Below are 16,556 nucleotides of genomic sequence, written 5' to 3'. Positions count from 1 at the left end.
TCCTCTCAGACGACATTGCAACTGGGCCCCGGCCTTCGCCGGGGAACTGGATGCCTGATGGTGGCGGTCCCGTCCTATTTCGTTCGGGAGGAACGAGCCCGTCCCCCCTTTGTTGAACCCGCAGACCGCTGAAGAGCGGCGCAACAAAGAGGAGCATTCATGGTACACGCATCGGCAATCTTCGATTCGCACGCGGAAGCGGAACGCGCGGTATCCGAGCTTCGGACGCTGGGCGTTCAGGACACCGATCTTTCGATCATTGCGCATCATGGCGGCACCACCACCGCGACCTCTGGCGAAGGTGAGATCACCGACGAGCATCACCGCAACGTGCTGCGCGGCATCCTGGGCGGCGGCGCACTGGGCGCGGGCCTTGGCGTCGCGGCGCTTGCGATCCCGGGCGTCGGCCCGCTGGCAGCGGCTGGCGCGATCGCGGCTTCGGCAGTGCCCGAGGCAATGGCGATCGGCGCTGGCGTCGGCGCGCTGACGGGTACGTTCAACGAAGTGCTGACCAAGCACGGCGTCAGCCATGAAGATGCCGACTATTATGGCGGCCGCATGAAGGATGGCGGCGTCGTCGTCACCGTGCAGGGCGCCGGCATCGACGGCGATCGCGCCCGCGAAGTGCTGTACCGCAATGGCGGCCACAACTCGACCCAGGCGCGCGCAGCCGCTTATTGAGTTGGAGCAGGGCCGGGGCGGAAAGCCTCGGCCCTGTTTGCTTCGCCCGGTGCCTCGGCGCCGGGCTGATTACTGCGGCGCGGCGCTGGCGTTCAGGCGTCGGGCGGCAGCATCCGCGCGATTGCCTGTCCCAGGCTGGTCAGCGTGTAGGGCTTCTGGATCACCAGCGCGTCTTCATGCTCCTCGGGCAGGCGCAATTGCTCGCCATAACCGGTCGCGAAGACATAGGGGATGCCGCGGTCGCGCAGCGTATCGGCGATCGGCAGGCTGGTTTCCGTGCCCAGATTGACGTCGAGCACCGCGAGTTCGAACTGCTCGGCGGCAATCTCGCGCTGCGCCTGGTTGTTGCTTGCGGCGGTGACGACGCGGCTGGCGCCAAGGCGAGTCAGGATGTCCTCGGCATCCATGGCGATGATCAGGCTATCCTCGACCAGTAGTACCAGGCCCGAGATCGGCTTGACGACGGGCGCGGCCTCTCCCGATGCCAGGACGGCGCGGGCTGGGGCGGAAGCGGAGGGACGTCCCGGCTCCTCAAGCGTGATGTGGCCTGCGGGCACGCAGAAGTCGGCCTCCAGACCCGTCAGCACATAACGCACATCGGCGGTGCCGCCGAGATCATAGGGAATCGAGCGCTGGATGATGGTGGTGCCGAAGCCCTGGCGCTTGGGCGGCTGCACCGCCGGACCGCCCCGCTCGCGCCAGCTGATGCGCAGGTCGCCGCCGTCGGTGATGTGCCACTTCACCTGGACGTTGCCGTTGTCCGACAGCGCGCCATATTTGGCGGAGTTGGTCATCAGCTCGTGGAAGACCAGCGCCATGGTGGAAAAGGCGTTGGGATCGAGCAGCACGGGCGGGCCATCGCAGCTCAGGCGCTGGCTCTTGCCGGCGAGATAGGCGGCCGCCTCAGTCTCGATCAGGCGGCCGAGCGGCGCGGCGCTCCAATTGTCCTGCGTGATCTGGTCGTGTGCGCGCGCCAGGCTCTCGATGCGGCCTTCCAGAAGCGCGATGGTGTTGCGGGTGTCAGCCTCGGGATCAAGCGACTGGCGGACCAGGCCGCGGATCAGGCTGAGAATGTTGCGGACGCGGTGGTTGAGTTCCGCGATCAGCAGTTCCTGGCGTTCGGACGAGCGCTTGCGTTCTTCCTGCGCCTCGTCGGACAGCCGCAGCACGATCTCGATCAGTGAGACGCGCAGCATTTCGGCGACGCGGACTTCCACCGCAGTGAAAGGCTCGGAGCGGCCGCGGACTTCCTGGCTCCACAACGCGAAGCTCTGGCGCGGCGTGAGGCGCGCGCCGTTGGGACCGAGCTGCGCGGGCTTGTGCGGATCGCCGGCCCAACGGACGGTGCGCGCCTTTTCCTGGCGGAAGAGCATCACATAGTCGCGCGGGGAGCGCGAGATCGGGATAGCGAGGACGCCGGCGGCGACGTCCTGATAGTCGGCAGCCGATGTCAGCGTGTCGGCAAGATGATCGGTGGCGAAGATCCGGCCCGCGGCCATGGCGTTGAGGCGGCGGACCAGCACAGGCAGGGCGCTCGCCGGGGGCGTGAGCCCGGTATAGGAGCACTTGCCGTTGATCCAGATCGCGATGCCGTCGCACGGCACGGTCTCGCGCAGCATGGCGGCGAGCCATTCGGGATTGTCGAGCAGGGTGGCGTCGCCGGCTACCGCGGCGAGCAAACGGTCGCTGCTGGCACGCGCGGCGATTTCGAACTTGGCGAGGTCGCGGCGCTCACGGCTTTCCAGCTTCAGCGCGAACATCTGGCCAAACAGTTCGGCGATGGAGCGGCGCTCAAAGGTCGGGCGGCGATGGCCGTAATGGTGGCACGCGAACAAGCCCCAGAGCTGACCCTCGACGATGATCGAGATCGACAAGGAGGCGCCGACGCCCATGTTCTTGAGATATTCGATATGGATCGGCGACACCGAGCGCAACACCGAGAGCGACAGGTCGATCGGTGCGCCGGTTTCGTCCAGCCGCGGCAGGATCGGCACCGGCGCCGCATGCACGTCGGCGATGATGCGGAAGGGGGTGCGGATATAGAGCTTGCGCGCCTGCTTGGGGATGTCGCTGGCGGGATATCGCAGGTCGAGGAAGCTGCCGATGCCCGAGCGAGCGGCTTCGGCCACCACGACGCCCGAACCGTCGGGATCGAAGCGGTAGACCATGACCCGGTCGAAGCCGGTCAGTGCCCGCACCTGGCGCGCGCCTTCGCGGTAGAAGGCGGCGGTGTCGGGCGTGGCGTCCAGCCGCGCCATCATCGCGCGGATCGCCGAGCCCGCGTCGGTACTGCTTTCCTCGTTGGTGGCTTCGCCTTCGACGATGATCGTGTCGCCCACCATGTGGAGCGCGAAGTCGAAGCGGCGCCCGTCGACAAGCTTGACGGCAAACAGGCGTTCCACCGCATCGGGGCCGCGGAGCATGGCCAGGCGATTGCGGATGGTGTGAACCGCATGCTCGCCGAACAGCTCGATCGCCGGCATGCCGAGCAGATCCTCGGCGCTGGTTCCGAAGAACTGGTCGATATTGGCCGAGGCGCGGCGCACCATCCAGTCGGTGGACAGCGCCAGGAGGAAGCCGAAGGGCTGGATCGCGCCGAGTTCGTGGATCGGCTCACGGTCGCAATTGGTCAGATCGACGTCGAATTCACGTTCCTGATCGGCCACTCTCAGTCCTTGACTTGCACCCAACGCACCGCGGAACGCTCAAAGGCTGCAAAGGCGTGGCGCGCGGCAGCAAGGGCGGACTGCAATGGGGCAGGCTCGTACAGGATCATATCTATGTGATCCAGCAAATTGCGCCATTTCTCAGCCGCTTGATCTGAAGCAAGATACGCGCGGGGAAAGTCGGCCGGCAATTGTCGCGCAAGGAACTTGCCGCCTAGCCTCGATCCTTCAAGTACATAAAGCGCGCCGGCGACGGCTTCGGGCGTATCCAGCTGCCACTGGACGGGTTCTGCCTGCGGGGCCTCCACCGCCACGTCGCGCAGGAAGGCGAGGTCTTCGCGAATCTGCGCGCCACGCCTGCGCGTCGGCCAATCGGGCGTGATCTGCTCGGCGCCAGCGGCGTCGAGCGCGGCCTCCAGCGGCAGCAGGACCTCGGCATGGGCGTGCAGGAACGCGGCATAGTGCCTGCGGTCGGCGAGGTCGAACGCGGCAAAGGCCGCGTCGACTCGCTCATGGTCTTCCCGCGTACCCTCGCGCAGCGCCTTGTGACTGGGGTTCACCCGAACACGCGCGCGAAGATCGTGTCGACCTGCGCGAAGTGGTAGCCCAAGTCGAACTTGTCCTCGAGTTCCTCCGCAGACAGCGCGGCGGTGACTTCAGGATCCGCCTTGAGCAGTTCGAGCAGCGACAGCTCGCCGTCGCTCTCCCACACCTTCATGGCGTTGCGCTGGACCAGGCGATAGCTGTCTTCGCGGCTTACCCCGGCCTGGGTCAGCGCCAGGAGCACGCGCTGCGAGTGGACCAGGCCGCCCATGCGGTCGAGGTTCTTCTGCATGCGCTTGGGGTAGACCAGCAGCTTGTCCATCACGCCGTTGAGCCGCGCGAGCGCGAAATCGAGCGTGATCGTCGCGTCGGGGCCGATATACCGCTCGACCGAGGAGTGGCTGATGTCGCGCTCATGCCACAGCGCCACATTCTCCATCGCCGGAATCGCGGCACTGCGCACCATGCGCGCGAGGCCCGTCAGGTTTTCAGTCAGCACCGGATTGCGCTTGTGCGGCATCGCCGACGACCCCTTCTGGCCGGGCGAGAAATACTCCTCGGCTTCCAGCACTTCGGTGCGCTGCAAGTGGCGGACCTCGACGGCCAGGCGCTCGATCGAAGAGGCGATCACGCCGAGCGTCGCAAAGAACATTGCATGGCGGTCGCGCGGGATGACCTGAGTCGAAACCGGTTCGATGGCGAGGCCGAGCTTCTGCGCGACATGCGCTTCGACGCGGGGATCGATATTGGCGAAGGTGCCGACCGCGCCGGAAATGGCGCAGGTGGCGATGTCGGCACGCGCGGCGACCAGGCGCTCGCGGTTGCGCTTGAACTCGGCATAGGCCTCGGCAAGCTTGAGGCCAAAGGTCACCGGCTCGGCATGAATGCCGTGGCTGCGGCCGATGGTCGGGGTCAGCTTGTGCTCGAACGCGCGGCGCTTGAGCGTTTCGAGCAGCTGGTCGAGATCGGCGAGCAGGATGTCGCTGGCGCGGGCAAGCTGCACCGACAGGCAGGTGTCGAGCACGTCGGAGCTGGTCATGCCCTGATGCATGAAGCGGGCTTCGTCACCCACCTGTTCAGCGACCCAGGTGAGGAAGGCGATAACGTCATGCTTGGTGACCGCCTCGATCGCGTCGATCGCGGCGACGTCGATGACGGGCTTGGTCGCCCACCAGTCCCAAAGCGCCTTGGCCGCCGACTTGGGCACCACGCCCAGCTCGCCCAGTGCCTCGGTCGCGTGCGCCTCGATCTCGAACCAGATGGCGAAGCGTGCTTCGGGGGACCAGATCGCCGTCATCTCGGCGCGGGCATAACGGGGGACCATGGCTTTCCTTCTGGCTCGGGCGTCGGGCGCGCGGGGCTCGACGGAATGGGACGGCGGCCCTCTAGCAGGGAGGGAAGGGGGCCGCAAACGCAGGGGAGGGAACCCCTCGCGCGGCGGTGCATTCCTTGTTGTGCAGGTATTTCCGTGCCGCCCCCCGATGGCGCGTCCGAAATGCATAAAAGGAGAGCAGATGATGCTGAAGGCATTGCTCGTATCCGGGACGCTGATGGTGGCTATGCCGGCGCTGGCGCAGCAAACCCCGACACCGAACACGACGCATCCGGAAAGCCACGCACCGACGGCGCCGCAACCGCCACAGCCAGAGGCCGATCCCGCGGCGATGACCGACGACGCACCTCCCGGCGATCCGGCCGAGGCTGTGCGAGCGCCGGCGCCGACGGCAACGCCTGCTCCCGCCGCGCAGACGGCACAGCCTACGCCGGGGGCGACGCCGACCGCAACGCCGGACGCGACCCGCAAGAAGGACCGCAACCGCCCGAAGGGGTGAACGGCACCTAGGGTACTAAACAGTTCCCCGGCGAAGGCCGGGGCCCAGTTGCGAGCCGGCCGAGACGGCGGGTTGCGGCCCGATGGCATCCCGAAGCTGGGCCCCGGCCTTCGCCGGGGAACGATTGCGGATAGTGCCCCGGGCGCCCTTCAGATCAACCCCTTCGCCCTTAGGCTGGTATGCCCCTCCTTGCCGAGGATGACATGGTCATGCACCACGATGTTCAGCCGCTTACCCGCTTCGGCTACGGCCCGCGTAATCTCGATGTCCGCGCGGGAGGGGGAGGGATCGCCCGAGGGGTGGTTGTGGACCAGGATGATTGCCGCCGAGCCTAGGTCGATCGCGCGGCGGATAACTTCGCGAACATAGACCGGCGCTTCGTCGACCGAGCCCTCGTTCATCAGTTCGTCGCGGATCAGCATGTTCTTGGAATTGAGGTGCAGCACGCGCACCCGCTCGATCACATGGTGCGCCATGTCGGCGCGCAGATAGTCGAGCAGTGCCTGCCGGTTGGCGAGCACCGGCCGCGCCGCTACCTGGCTGCGTAGCAGGCGGAGCGCCGCGGCGTGCGCGGCCTTGAGCGCCGCCGCACTGGTCTCGCCCATGCCGGGCACGCGCGCCAGCGCCTCGGCGTCGGCGGTGAGCAGTCCGGCGATCCCGCCGAACTCGTGCAGCAGCGCCTTGGCGAGCGGCTTGGTATCGCGGCGCGGGATAGCCAGGGCCAGCAGATACTCGATCAGTTCATGGTCGAGCAGCGCGTCGGGCCCGCCCTCGAACAAGCGCTGCCGCAGCCGTGCGCGATGACCGCTATTGTCGGTGGGCTCCCCTGCCATGGCCGCGACTATAGCCACGAAAATCGGTTCGTCATGCCGTGACTTGCACGCCGCGTGCGCAGATGAACGATGCCTTACCGAATTGTTGCAAAGGTTGACTCGCCCGGCGGCCCTTCCTAAAGCGCCGGTGCCTGGCGGGTTCGCCCTCGGCACATCGCGGCTGGCTACCGGAAACGGAGAAGGAAAGGCGGGATGGCAGAGGAAGAGCCCGGGCTGAAACCCCTTCAGGAGGATGCACGCATCACGTCGCTCGACGAGCGGCTAAGGCGGGCAAAATCGGAAGAGGCGGTCAGGAACGGCGCACCGACGGGCGAGGCTGATGCCAATTATCGCCTGGGCAATCGGGTGCTGGCCGAACTGATCGGCGGCATGATCGGCGGGGCGGTGATCGGCTATACGCTCGATTGGCTGCTCGGCACGTCACCTTGGCTCCTGTTGACGCTGCTGTTCCTTGGAATAGTCAGCGCTTTCAGGAACATCATACGGATTTCAAACCAGCGCTCGAAGTGAGAACCTTCGGGCGCTTTGGCTAACTGGGCTTGAGGGTAAACGAGCGTGGCGGCAGGCGGCGGCAAGATCGATCCAATGCACCAGTTCGAGGTGCAGACCATCTGGGACGGCTTCAACCTGGCCGGTCACCAGATCGCGTTCACCAATTCGGCCCTTTGGATGTGCGTCGCAGCCGTGGCGCTGTGGGTGTTCATGCTGGGCGGCATGAAGCGCGCGATCGTGCCGGGCCGCTGGCAGCTGATGGTGGAGACCTTCACCAACTTCATCGATAACCTGCTCAAGGCGAATATCGGCAAGGAAGGACGCAAGTTCACGCCCTACGTGTTCTCGCTGTTCATGTTCATCCTGTTCGCCAACGTGCTCGGCCTGCTGCCGTTCGGCATTGTCGGCGTGCACCCCTTCACCGTCACCAGCCACTTCACCGTCACCGGCGTGCTGGCGATCCTGAGCTTCGCGATTGTGCTGGTCGTCGGCTTTGCCAAGCATGGCTTCCGCTTCTTCTCGCTGTTCGCGCCGAAGGGGACGCCGATCCCCGTGCTGCTGCTCGTGGCCCCGATCGAGTTCGTCTCGTTCATGGTGCGCCCGTTCAGCCTGGCGCTGCGGCTCTTCGTCGCGATGACCGCGGGCCACATCCTGCTGAAGGTGCTGGCTGGCTTCATCATCAACGCTGGCAACACCAGTGCAGGCCTGGGCATCCTTGTCGGCGTGCCGAGCTTCGCGCTGATGGCCGGTGTGTCGGCACTCGAAATGCTGGTGGCTGGCGTGCAGGCCTATGTCTTCGCGCTGCTGACCTCGCTCTACATCAACGATGCCGTGCACCTGCACGACCATCATTGATCCGCTTTTCCTGACCCACTTCGAACTTTTCTAGGGAGTATCTTAAATGGACGCAGACTCGATCAAGCTCCTCGGCGCTGGCCTTGCAGCAATCGGCGCCGGCCTGGCCGCGCTGGGCGTGGGCAACGTCTTCTCGGCTTACCTGCAGGGCGCACTGCGCAACCCGGGTGCCGCTGCCAGCCAGCAGGGCAACATGTTCATCGGCTTCGCGGCCGCCGAGCTTCTCGGCCTGCTCGCGTTCGTCGTTGCAGTGCTGCTGATCTTCGTCGCCTAACGGTTCCGGGCCGGCCTTAAGCGCCGGCCCGTTTTCGGCATGGGATTGCAATGCCTCAGATAGAACAGATCGCCGATACCTACGCGTCCCAGATCTTCTGGACGCTGCTGGCGTTCGGCTTCGTCTTCTTCGTGGTCGGCCTGGGCATGTTGCCCCGGGTGCTTTCCACCGTCGACCAGCGCGACCAGACCGTGACCAGCGACCTGGCGGCGGCGGAAGCCGCACGCACGGCTGCTGATACGGCCGAAGAGCAGTGGCGGACGCGTGAGAACGCGGCGCGTGAAGCGGCGACCAAGCGCGTTGCGGAAGCACGGGCACAGGGTGCTGCGGCTGCCGAAACGCGGCTCAAGGCCGCCGGCGCTGCGCAGGATGCCAACATCGCCGCAGCCGAGGCTCGCATCGCCAGCGCGACGCTTGCCGCGACTGCGGAGATCGAGGCCGTGGCTGCCGACGCGGCACGCGACATCGTCGCACGCCTGTCGGGTACGGAGGTTTCGGCGCTCGAGGCCGAGAATGCAGTGAAGGCGGTGCTCCATGGCTGAGGCACAGGTCCAAGGCGGCGAAGCTGCCGACAACAATCTGACCGCCGCGCGTCACGGCGAGGGCATGCCGCTGCGCGATACCGGCGAGCATGCGCTTTCCACCGAGGAAGGCGGCGTCGGCCCGACCGGCACGCACCATCCCGATCCGTCGGTGTTCGGACTGGACGCTACCGTCTGGGTGTCGATCGCCATGGCAGTCTTCCTGGCGGTGCTGGTGTTCAAGCGCGTGCCGGCGGCGATCGCCCGCGGGCTCGACGGGCAGATCGCGGCGATCCGCTCGCGCCTGGACGAGGCCAAGCAGCTTCGTGCCGAAGCCGAAGCGCTTCGCGACGAATATGCCCGCAAGATCGCATCGATCGAAACCGAGGCACAGGCGATGATCGCCCATGCCGAGGAAGAAGCAAAGGGCGTGCTGGCGAAGGCAGAGGCCGACGCGGCCGAACTGACCGCCCGCCGCGCCAAGATGGCCGAGGACAAGATTGCTGCGGCCGAGCGCGCCGCGGTGGACGCGATCCGCGCCAAGGCTGCCGATGCGGCGACTAAGGCGGCTGCTGCGATCATCGCGCAGAAGCACGATGCCGCGGCCGATCGTTCGCTGGTCGACCACACCATTTCGGGGCTCGGCCGGCTCAACTGAGTTCGACCGTCTCGCAAGGTTTAGATGCCGCTCTCCAGGATGCTGGGGGGCGGCATTTTTCATGACGGCGTGGCGAAGCGCGGCTAAGGCTGCCGCATGGCCCCGAACCCTCGCTATCGCTGGCTCCAGATCGCCGGCATCGTCACGCTCGTGCTCGCAGCGGCCGTGCTTGTCCTGGCGCTACGTCATCAAGCCAAGGAGCAGCGTGAGCGCCAGGATATCGGTCTGCGCGCGCAGGAAATGATGAACCAGATCGAAGCCGAGGCGCAGCGCATGGAAAACGCGGCCGCGCAGAAGTAGCGCGGCGGCGCACGACTCCCTAGATCGGCTGGCAATGTCGGACCCCAATTCCCCCAATCGATTCAACGAGGAAACCGCGACCTATACAGTTCGCGGCGCGGAAACGCCCGACCTGGAGGCCGGCGTCGCAGCAATCCGCAACGTGCTACAGACGCTGCCCATCCGCCCGGGCGTGTACCGCATGCAGGATGCGCGCGGCGACGTGCTGTATGTCGGCAAGGCGCGGGCGCTGAAGAATCGCGTCACCAACTATACCCAGGTCACCCGCCTGTCGAAGCGGCTTCAGCGCATGGTGGCGCAGACGCGGTCGATGACCATCGTCACCACCAACAACGAGGCCGAGGCGCTGCTGCTCGAAGCGCAGCTGATCAAGCGCTATCGCCCACCGTACAACGTCCTGCTGCGCGACGATAAGTCGTTCCCGTTCATCCTGCTGCGCCAGGATCACGACTTCGCCCGCGTCCAGCTGCACCGTGGTGCGCGGCGCTACAAGGGCGATTATTTCGGCCCGTTCGCCGGGGCGGGGCAGGTGCGGCAGACGCTCAACGCGCTCCAGAAGCTGTTCCTGCTGCGCTCGTGCACTGACAGCTTCTTCGCCACCCGCGACCGGCCGTGCCTGCTGTACCAGATCCGCCGCTGCTCGGCGCCGTGCGTAGGGCGGATCGACACCGAAGGCTATGCCGAGCTGGTCGGCGACGCGCGCAACTTCCTCCAGGGCAAGAAGACCCAGGTCCAGGCTAAGCTCGGCGAGCAGATGCAGGCCGCGGCGGAGAATCTCGATTTCGAACTGGCCGCGATCCTGCGCGACCGGCTGAAGGCGCTGACCTTCATCCAGGGCAGCCAGGCGATCAACGCCGAAGGCGTGGGCGACGTCGACATCTTCGCGCTCGCCTGCAAGTCCGGCACGATGGGCATCCAGGCCTTCTTCATCCGCGGCGGCCAAAATTGGGGGCATCGCAGCTTCTTTCCCGCGCACACCAACGAAGTGCCCGAGGACGAAGTGCTCACCCAGTTCCTGATGCAGTTCTATGAGGAAGTGCCGCCGCCCAAGACGATCTTCGTCGACCGCAATTTGGAAGAAGCCAAGCTCCTGTCCGAGGCGCTGGCGGAGCGGTCGGGGCACAGAGTCGCGATTGGGGTGCCGCAGCGGGGCCCCCGCCGCCGCCTGCTCGAACAGGCGCAGCGCAACGCCGTCGAGGCGCTCGACCGTCGTCTGGCCGAAAGCACCACCCAGGCAAAACTGCTCGCCGAGGTCGCGGACCTGTTCGATCTGCCCGAGTCACCCCAGCGCATCGAAGTCTATGACAACAGCCACATCCAGGGCACCAATGCGCTGGGCGCCATGGTGGTCGCCGGTCCCGAGGGCTTCCGCAAGAACCAGTATCGCAAGTTCAACATCAAGCGCCCCGAAACCATCGCCGGCGACGATTACGGCATGATGCGCGAGGTGTTCGGCCGCCGCTTCGCGCGTGCGCAGAGCGAGGACCCGGATCGAACGCAGGGCGAGTGGCCTGATCTGGTGCTGATCGACGGCGGCCGTGGGCAACTCAATGCGGTGAAGGGTGTGCTCGAGGACCTCGGCATCGAGGATGTCTGCCTAGTCGGCGTCGCCAAGGGCCCGCACCATGGCCGCGACGGGCGCGAGGTGTTTCACCTGATGGACGGGCGCGAACTCACGTTGCCGGTCAATTCGCCGCTGCTGTTCTACCTCCAGCGCCTGCGCGACGAGGTCCACCGCTTCGCAATCGGCGCGCACCGCGATAAGCGCGCCAAGGCGATCGGTGCTTCGCCGCTGGACGAGGTTCCAGGGATCGGCCCGGCGCGCAAGAAGGCGCTGCTGATGCACTTCGGCACCGGCCGCGCCGTGCGCAACGCCAGCCTGGAAGACCTGAAAAAGGCGCCCGGCGTGTCCGCCGCCGTCGCGCAACAAGTCTACGACTTCTACCACGCCCGTTAGCCGCTCCGTTTCACTGCATCGCGCCTGCACAACAACTTGGCTTGTGTCGGGCAGGAGAGCCGTTACTTTCCGTTCCCGATAGTCGGGGGGAAGTATGATGTGGCGTAGCGGCGTTTCGCTGGTTCCGTTTCTGTGCATGGCCGGGGTGGCCCATGCCGGCGACAAGCCGTTGTACCAGCCGGCACCCGGCTGGGTGCTGGCCGCGCCCGCGCCGGAGGTCGCCAAGCTGAGCGATGCCGATCCTGCTTTGGTGATCCTGGATCAGCAGCAGCGCGTCAGCGACGGGCAACTCTGGTCCTATGTAGACCAGGCCGTCCGGGCGGTCACCGCGCAGATGTTGAGCGAAGTGGGGCAGGTGAAGCTCGCCTGGCAGCCTGACGCCGGCGATCTGATCATCCACCGCGCCCAGATCCTGCGCGGCGGCGAGGTCATCGACCTGGTCGCGGGCGCGCAGCCTTTCCAGGTGCTTCGTCGCGAGGAGCAGTTGGAACAGCGCCAGTTGAACGGCGTGCTGACCGCCACCCTCCAGGCCGAAGGGCTCCGCGTCGGCGACGTGCTGCGCGTCGCCTATTCCACCACCATTAGCGACAAGGCGTTGCAGGGCAATGTGCAGGCGGCGCAGGGGCTGCTCGCCGCACCCAACCGCGCCAAGTTCGCCCGCGCGCGGCTGAGCTGGCCGGTGGGGACCGATCTTCGCTGGCGCACCTATGTCGACGGGCTGAAGCCTGCCGTGGTGACCAAGGGCGGCTTCAACGAAGTCGAAATCGCGATGCCCTTGGCAAAGCTTCCCGAACTGCCGGCCGATGCGCCCGCCCGTTACCGCAAGCTGCCAATCCTGGAGGTGTCCAGCTTCGCCGACTGGGCGTCGATCTCCCGAGTCATGGCGCCGCTGTACAAGACCGACGGCCTGATCGCGCCCGGCAGCCCGCTCGCCGCCGAAGTGGCCAAGATCGCTGCGACATCGCAGGACCAGCGCGTCCGCGCGGCCGCCGCGCTGCGGCTCGTGCAGGATGAAGTGCGCTACCTGTTCAACGGCATGGCTGGCGGCAACTATGTGCCGCAATCGCCGGGGCAGACCTGGACGCTGCGCTATGGTGACTGCAAGGCCAAGACGTTGCTGTTGCTCGCCATGCTGCGTGCGCTCGATATCGAGGCCGAAGCCGTGGCGGCGAATATCAACCTGGGGGATCAGGTGCCCGGCCGCCTGCCCAGCGCAGGGGCGTTCGACCATGTTCTGGTGCTGGCGACCATCGGGGGGAAGAGCCTGTGGCTGGACGGCACGGGGTCCGGCACGCGGCTCGCGGACCTGGACGATGTTCCCCCCTTTCGCCATGTGCTGCCGCTCCGCGCCAAGGGTGCCGAGTTGCTGTCGCCGCCCGCACGCGCCCCGGCCCGCCCCCTGGTCGAGATCGACATCGACTATGATCAGCGCGCGGGCCTGAGGCTGCCGACGCCCTTTACGCTCGAATTGCGGATGCGCGGTCCGATGGCCGGTATGGGGCAGGCCGCCTCCAGCCAGATGACCAGGGAGCAGCGCAACGAAGCGGCGCAGGGCACTGCCGAGCGAGTCCTGGGCGGCGGCGCTGTGATCTTCGACAGCAGCATGGGCTATGATGCGGAAACCGGCACGGCGACGATGCGCGCAACCGGCATTGCGGGCAGCCCTTGGACCGTTGAGCAATCCCGGTACCGCATGCCACTGGACAAGATCGTCAGTGAGGTCAGTTTCGCCCCGGATCGCGCGCGTCCTGCCTGGAAGGACATTCCGGTTGCCGGGGCGGGGCCCGCGACGGTGATCTATCGCACCAAAGTGACGCTCCCAGCCAAGGGTGATGGCTTTGTGCTGGAAGGCGATCAAAACCTGCCTGCAATGCTCGGCGGCGCACGGATCAAGCGGACGACAACGCTTGCGAACGGCGTCCTGCATGTGGAGGACCGGGTCGAGAACACGGGCGACGAGATCGCGGCGGCCGACATTCCCGCCGCGCGCAGCCAGATGTCGCTGGCCAAGAACCGCTTGTTGAAGATCGCAGCGCCGGAAGCCTATCCGTCCGGATGGCGGCAGGTGGAGGAGGCGCGGCGCAGCGGCGCGCTGCAGCCGATCCTCGCCGGCTATGGCAAGGCTATCGCGCAAGCGCCTGATGAGGCCGGCGGTTATAGCACTCGGGCCGACTTCCACATAAGCGTCTGGGACTGGAAGATGGCAAAGGCCGATCTGGACAAGGCGATCGGCATTGCCCCGAGCGCGGACCTGTATCTCAGGCGGGCAAGCGTGCTCCAGCAGATGAAGGATGACGCCGCCGCGCTGAAGGACGCCGAAGCGGCGCTCGCACTCGACCCCTCCTCGATGGGTGCAGTGAACACCGTCGCAACGCTGCGCTTCCGTGAGGGAGACCAGGATGGCGCTTTGGCGATGATCGCCGAGCGGATCGACGCCGGCGGAGACGAACAGGCCTTCTATGTCACGCTTCAGGCCGATCTTCTGGCCGAAGCGAAGCGTCCGGACGAGGCGATTGCCGCAATGGATGGGGCGGTGAAGACGAGCCCGGGCAAGGCCGACCTGCTGAACAGCCGGTGCTGGCTGAAGGGCACGTTGAACGTCGCGCTGGACACTGCGCTCAAGGATTGCACGCGAGCGATCGAGATCGCCGAGCAGCCCGCGGCGATCTATGACAGTCGCGCGCTGGTCTATTACCGCATGGGCCGGATCGACGATGCGCTGGGGGACTTGAACGCGGCGCTCGAAGTCGCGCCGGAAATGACCGCCAGCCTGTATCTGCGCGGCGTCATCCTGAAGAAGAAGGGTGACAAGGCGGGCGATGCCGATCTTGCCGCAGCCCGCCTCATGTGGCCGCGGATCGACGAGCAATATGCCCGCTACGGCGTAACGCCCTGACGCGTGCCACCCCCGGAGCAAGCGCTTCGGGGGCGGTTTCGCCCATGCGAGTTGCCTGCGATTCGTTCGCGCTTGCCCTGACCGGGCGGGCAATCCTGCGCCGAAACGCAATCTTCACTGCCCCACACCTACACTCGCGTCATGTCTACCCGCGCCTTCATCACGATCGATACCGAGCTGATGTGGCGCCACCATGTCGCCGGGCACGACATCGCCACCATCGCCCAACGCTCGCTGGAGCCCGCCGGGGTGGGCGTGAGCTGGCAGCTGGAGCAACTGGCGCGTCACAGCCTGAAGGCCTGTTTCTTCGTCGATCCCATGCCGGCGCTGGTCTATGGCCTCGACCCCGTGAAGCGCGTGGTGGAGCGTATCCTGCACGCCGGGCAGGAGGTGCAGCTGCACCTTCATCCCAACTGGACGGGTGCGCGCGCGGACGACAAGGGCGCTGGCTTCGGCCTGTTCGAGCTGATCGACTATGGCCTGGACGGCCAGCGCGAACTGATTGCGCAGGCCGCCGATCTGCTGCGCAAGGCGGGCGCAGGCGAACTCACCGCGTTCCGCTCGGGCTCCTATTCCGCCAACGACGACACGCTGCGCGCGCTCGCCGCGCTCGGCTTTCGTTATGACTCGAGCCATAACGGCTCGGAGCATCCCTGGCCCAGCGCGATCGGCTTGCCCGCGCGCCAGATCGCGCCGATCGCGCATCACGGCATTGTCGAAGTGCCGGTGACCTGTATCGAGGATCGCCCGGGGCATCTGCGCCACTTCCAGATCTGTGCGCTGTCCTCGGCCGAGATGCGCGCGGCGCTGGCCCACGCAGCCAGGGAACGGCACGCCGCAGTGACCATTGTCGGACATGGCTTCGAGCTTGCCAATCGGGCCGGCACGCGGCCAAACGCAGTGCACGTCCGCCGGTTCGAATCATTGTGCCGCATGCTGGCGGAACGGCAGGGGACTTTGGTGACGACACATTTCCGCGACTGCCCGGCGATGCCGCTCGACGCGCAGGATCGGCCTTTGGCGCCGAGCCTGGTGCGCACGCGCCTGCGCCAGGCCGAACAGCTCTGGTCGAACTGGGTCGAAGAGCGCGCGGCATGAACGCGATGAGCGAAGTTCGCGCGGATCCCGCGCGCCTGCGCAAGACCAAGCTGAAGTTCGAGATCGGTGCCCGCACGCTGATGAGCGTGGACCGTACGCTGGTGCGCGTGCCGCTCAGCCTGGCGGATGCCCGCGCCGCCCGCTTGCCCGGACTGCCGCCGCTAGACCGGGCGGCGCATGGCTATGCCGTGACGTCGCTACCCGAGGGGCTGATGGGGCCGCTGGTCAAGGCGTCGGGCGGCATGCTGCCCTTTGTGCGCCAGCGTTACACCCGCTATTATCTCGACCTGACGCTGGATTTCGACCGGTGGTTTTCCGGGCTGTCGTCCAATGCCCGCCAGAGCCTGCGCCGCAAGGCCAAGAAGGTGGCGGCGGCTTCGGGCGGTCAGCTCGATATCCGCGCCTTCTCCGCGCCATCGGAGATGGAGGCGTTCCACGACGCCGCGCGCCGCATTTCGCTGCGCACCTATCAGGAACGGCTGCTGGGTTCAGGGCTGCCCGACAATCCCGATTTCGTGCGCAGCATGCATGCCTCCGCCGCGGTCGGTCGTGTGCGCGCCTGGCTGCTCTATATCGGCGGCGAGCCTGCTGCGTATCTGTATTGCCCGATCGTCGGGGACACGGTGATCTATGCCTATGTCGGGCATGATCCGGCGTTCAACGAACTGTCGCCGGGCGCCGTGCTCCAGCTTCAGGCGGTGCACGACCTGTTCGACGAGGGCGCGTTCGCGACCTTCGACTTCACGGAAGGGGAAGGGCAGCACAAGCGCCAGTTCGCCACCGGCGGTGTGTCGTGCGTCGACCTGCTGCTGCTGCGTCCGTCCTTTGCCAATCGCATGACCATGGCGGCGCTGGGCGGCTTCGACCGCAGCGTGGCGCTGGCCAAGCGGCTGGTGCTGGGCGCGGGGCTCGGCAACCTCGCCAAAAGGATTCGCCGCGGCTAGCACGGC

General features: G+C 66.5%; 16 protein-coding genes. 12 read left to right on the top strand and 4 right to left on the bottom strand.

Features of this window, described 5'->3' with window-relative positions:
* The first annotated feature begins 159 nt into the window (after positions 1-159).
* Positions 160-681, top strand: a complete 522-nt coding sequence (locus LQ953_RS12030; protein WP_231031147.1) for a hypothetical protein — start codon at positions 160-162, stop codon at positions 679-681.
* A 92-nt stretch (positions 682-773) separates the two neighbouring features.
* Here the strand turns inward: LQ953_RS12030 and LQ953_RS12025 are convergent, their stop codons facing one another.
* Genes LQ953_RS12025 through purB form a run of 3 tightly spaced genes read right to left on the bottom strand, consistent with a single transcriptional unit; the run spans position 774 to position 5,214 of the window.
* Entirely contained in the window at positions 774-3,347 is a 2,574-nt protein-coding gene (locus LQ953_RS12025) for an HWE histidine kinase domain-containing protein (protein WP_231031146.1), read from the bottom strand.
* A 2-nt stretch (positions 3,348-3,349) separates the two neighbouring features.
* A complete protein-coding gene (locus LQ953_RS12020) occupies positions 3,350-3,907 on the bottom strand; it encodes a biliverdin-producing heme oxygenase (protein WP_231031145.1) in 558 nt (185 codons plus the stop codon).
* Positions 3,904-5,214, bottom strand: a complete 1,311-nt coding sequence (gene purB, locus LQ953_RS12015; RefSeq protein WP_231031144.1) for an adenylosuccinate lyase — start codon at positions 5,212-5,214, stop codon at positions 3,904-3,906. The genes LQ953_RS12020 and purB overlap by 4 nt, the downstream gene beginning before the upstream one ends.
* Before the next feature lie 193 nt (positions 5,215-5,407).
* Between purB and LQ953_RS12010 the strand changes: the two genes are divergently transcribed.
* Positions 5,408-5,722, top strand: coding sequence for a hypothetical protein (locus LQ953_RS12010; RefSeq protein WP_231031143.1), 315 nt, complete (start codon positions 5,408-5,410; stop codon positions 5,720-5,722).
* Between the two features lie 149 nt (positions 5,723-5,871).
* On the opposite strand, the gene radC is transcribed toward LQ953_RS12010, so the two are convergent.
* On the bottom strand, positions 5,872-6,555 hold the full coding sequence (radC, locus tag LQ953_RS12005) for a RadC family protein (RefSeq protein ID WP_231031229.1): 684 nt from the start codon (positions 6,553-6,555) through the stop codon (positions 5,872-5,874).
* A 192-nt stretch (positions 6,556-6,747) separates the two neighbouring features.
* Here radC and LQ953_RS12000 point away from each other — a divergent pair, with 192 nt between their 5' ends.
* From LQ953_RS12000 to LQ953_RS11955, 10 genes are all read left to right on the top strand, one after another.
* Complete coding sequence (locus tag LQ953_RS12000) at positions 6,748-7,065, top strand: AtpZ/AtpI family protein (RefSeq protein WP_231031142.1); 318 nt, start codon at positions 6,748-6,750, stop codon at positions 7,063-7,065.
* A gap of 75 nt (positions 7,066-7,140) precedes the next feature.
* Positions 7,141-7,902, top strand: a complete 762-nt coding sequence (locus tag LQ953_RS11995; protein ID WP_231031141.1) for a F0F1 ATP synthase subunit A — start codon at positions 7,141-7,143, stop codon at positions 7,900-7,902.
* A 46-nt stretch (positions 7,903-7,948) separates the two neighbouring features.
* Positions 7,949-8,176, top strand: coding sequence for a F0F1 ATP synthase subunit C (locus LQ953_RS11990; protein WP_033922931.1), 228 nt, complete (start codon positions 7,949-7,951; stop codon positions 8,174-8,176).
* Positions 8,177-8,226: 50 nt separating this feature from the next.
* On the top strand, positions 8,227-8,718 hold the full coding sequence (locus LQ953_RS11985) for a F0F1 ATP synthase subunit B family protein (protein ID WP_231031140.1): 492 nt from the start codon (positions 8,227-8,229) through the stop codon (positions 8,716-8,718).
* On the top strand, positions 8,711-9,355 hold the full coding sequence (locus tag LQ953_RS11980; protein WP_231031139.1) for a F0F1 ATP synthase subunit B family protein: 645 nt from the start codon (positions 8,711-8,713) through the stop codon (positions 9,353-9,355). The genes LQ953_RS11985 and LQ953_RS11980 overlap by 8 nt, the downstream gene beginning before the upstream one ends.
* Before the next feature lie 96 nt (positions 9,356-9,451).
* Positions 9,452-9,655 (top strand): hypothetical protein, encoded by a 204-nt coding sequence (locus tag LQ953_RS11975; RefSeq protein WP_231031138.1) that lies wholly within the window; start codon positions 9,452-9,454, stop codon positions 9,653-9,655.
* Positions 9,656-9,689: 34 nt separating this feature from the next.
* Positions 9,690-11,612, top strand: a complete 1,923-nt coding sequence (gene uvrC, locus LQ953_RS11970; protein ID WP_231031137.1) for an excinuclease ABC subunit UvrC — start codon at positions 9,690-9,692, stop codon at positions 11,610-11,612.
* A 94-nt stretch (positions 11,613-11,706) separates the two neighbouring features.
* On the top strand, positions 11,707-14,508 hold the full coding sequence (locus tag LQ953_RS11965) for a DUF3857 domain-containing protein (RefSeq protein ID WP_231031136.1): 2,802 nt from the start codon (positions 11,707-11,709) through the stop codon (positions 14,506-14,508).
* 141 nt (positions 14,509-14,649) lie between these two features.
* The gene (locus LQ953_RS11960) at positions 14,650-15,606 is read left to right on the top strand and encodes a polysaccharide deacetylase (RefSeq protein WP_231031135.1); all 957 of its coding nucleotides are present in this window, start codon (positions 14,650-14,652) and stop codon (positions 15,604-15,606) included.
* Positions 15,603-16,550, top strand: a complete 948-nt coding sequence (locus tag LQ953_RS11955; protein ID WP_231031134.1) for a GNAT family N-acetyltransferase — start codon at positions 15,603-15,605, stop codon at positions 16,548-16,550. Before LQ953_RS11960 ends, LQ953_RS11955 begins: the two co-directional genes overlap by 4 nt.
* The last annotated feature ends 6 nt before the right edge of the window (positions 16,551-16,556 follow it).

This window comes from Sphingomonas sp. IC-56 (genome assembly GCF_021043375.1).
Classification (GTDB): domain Bacteria; phylum Pseudomonadota; class Alphaproteobacteria; order Sphingomonadales; family Sphingomonadaceae; genus Sphingomonas.
Note: the sequence above shows the minus strand (reverse complement) of the source record. Positions and strands in the feature narration are given on the sequence as shown.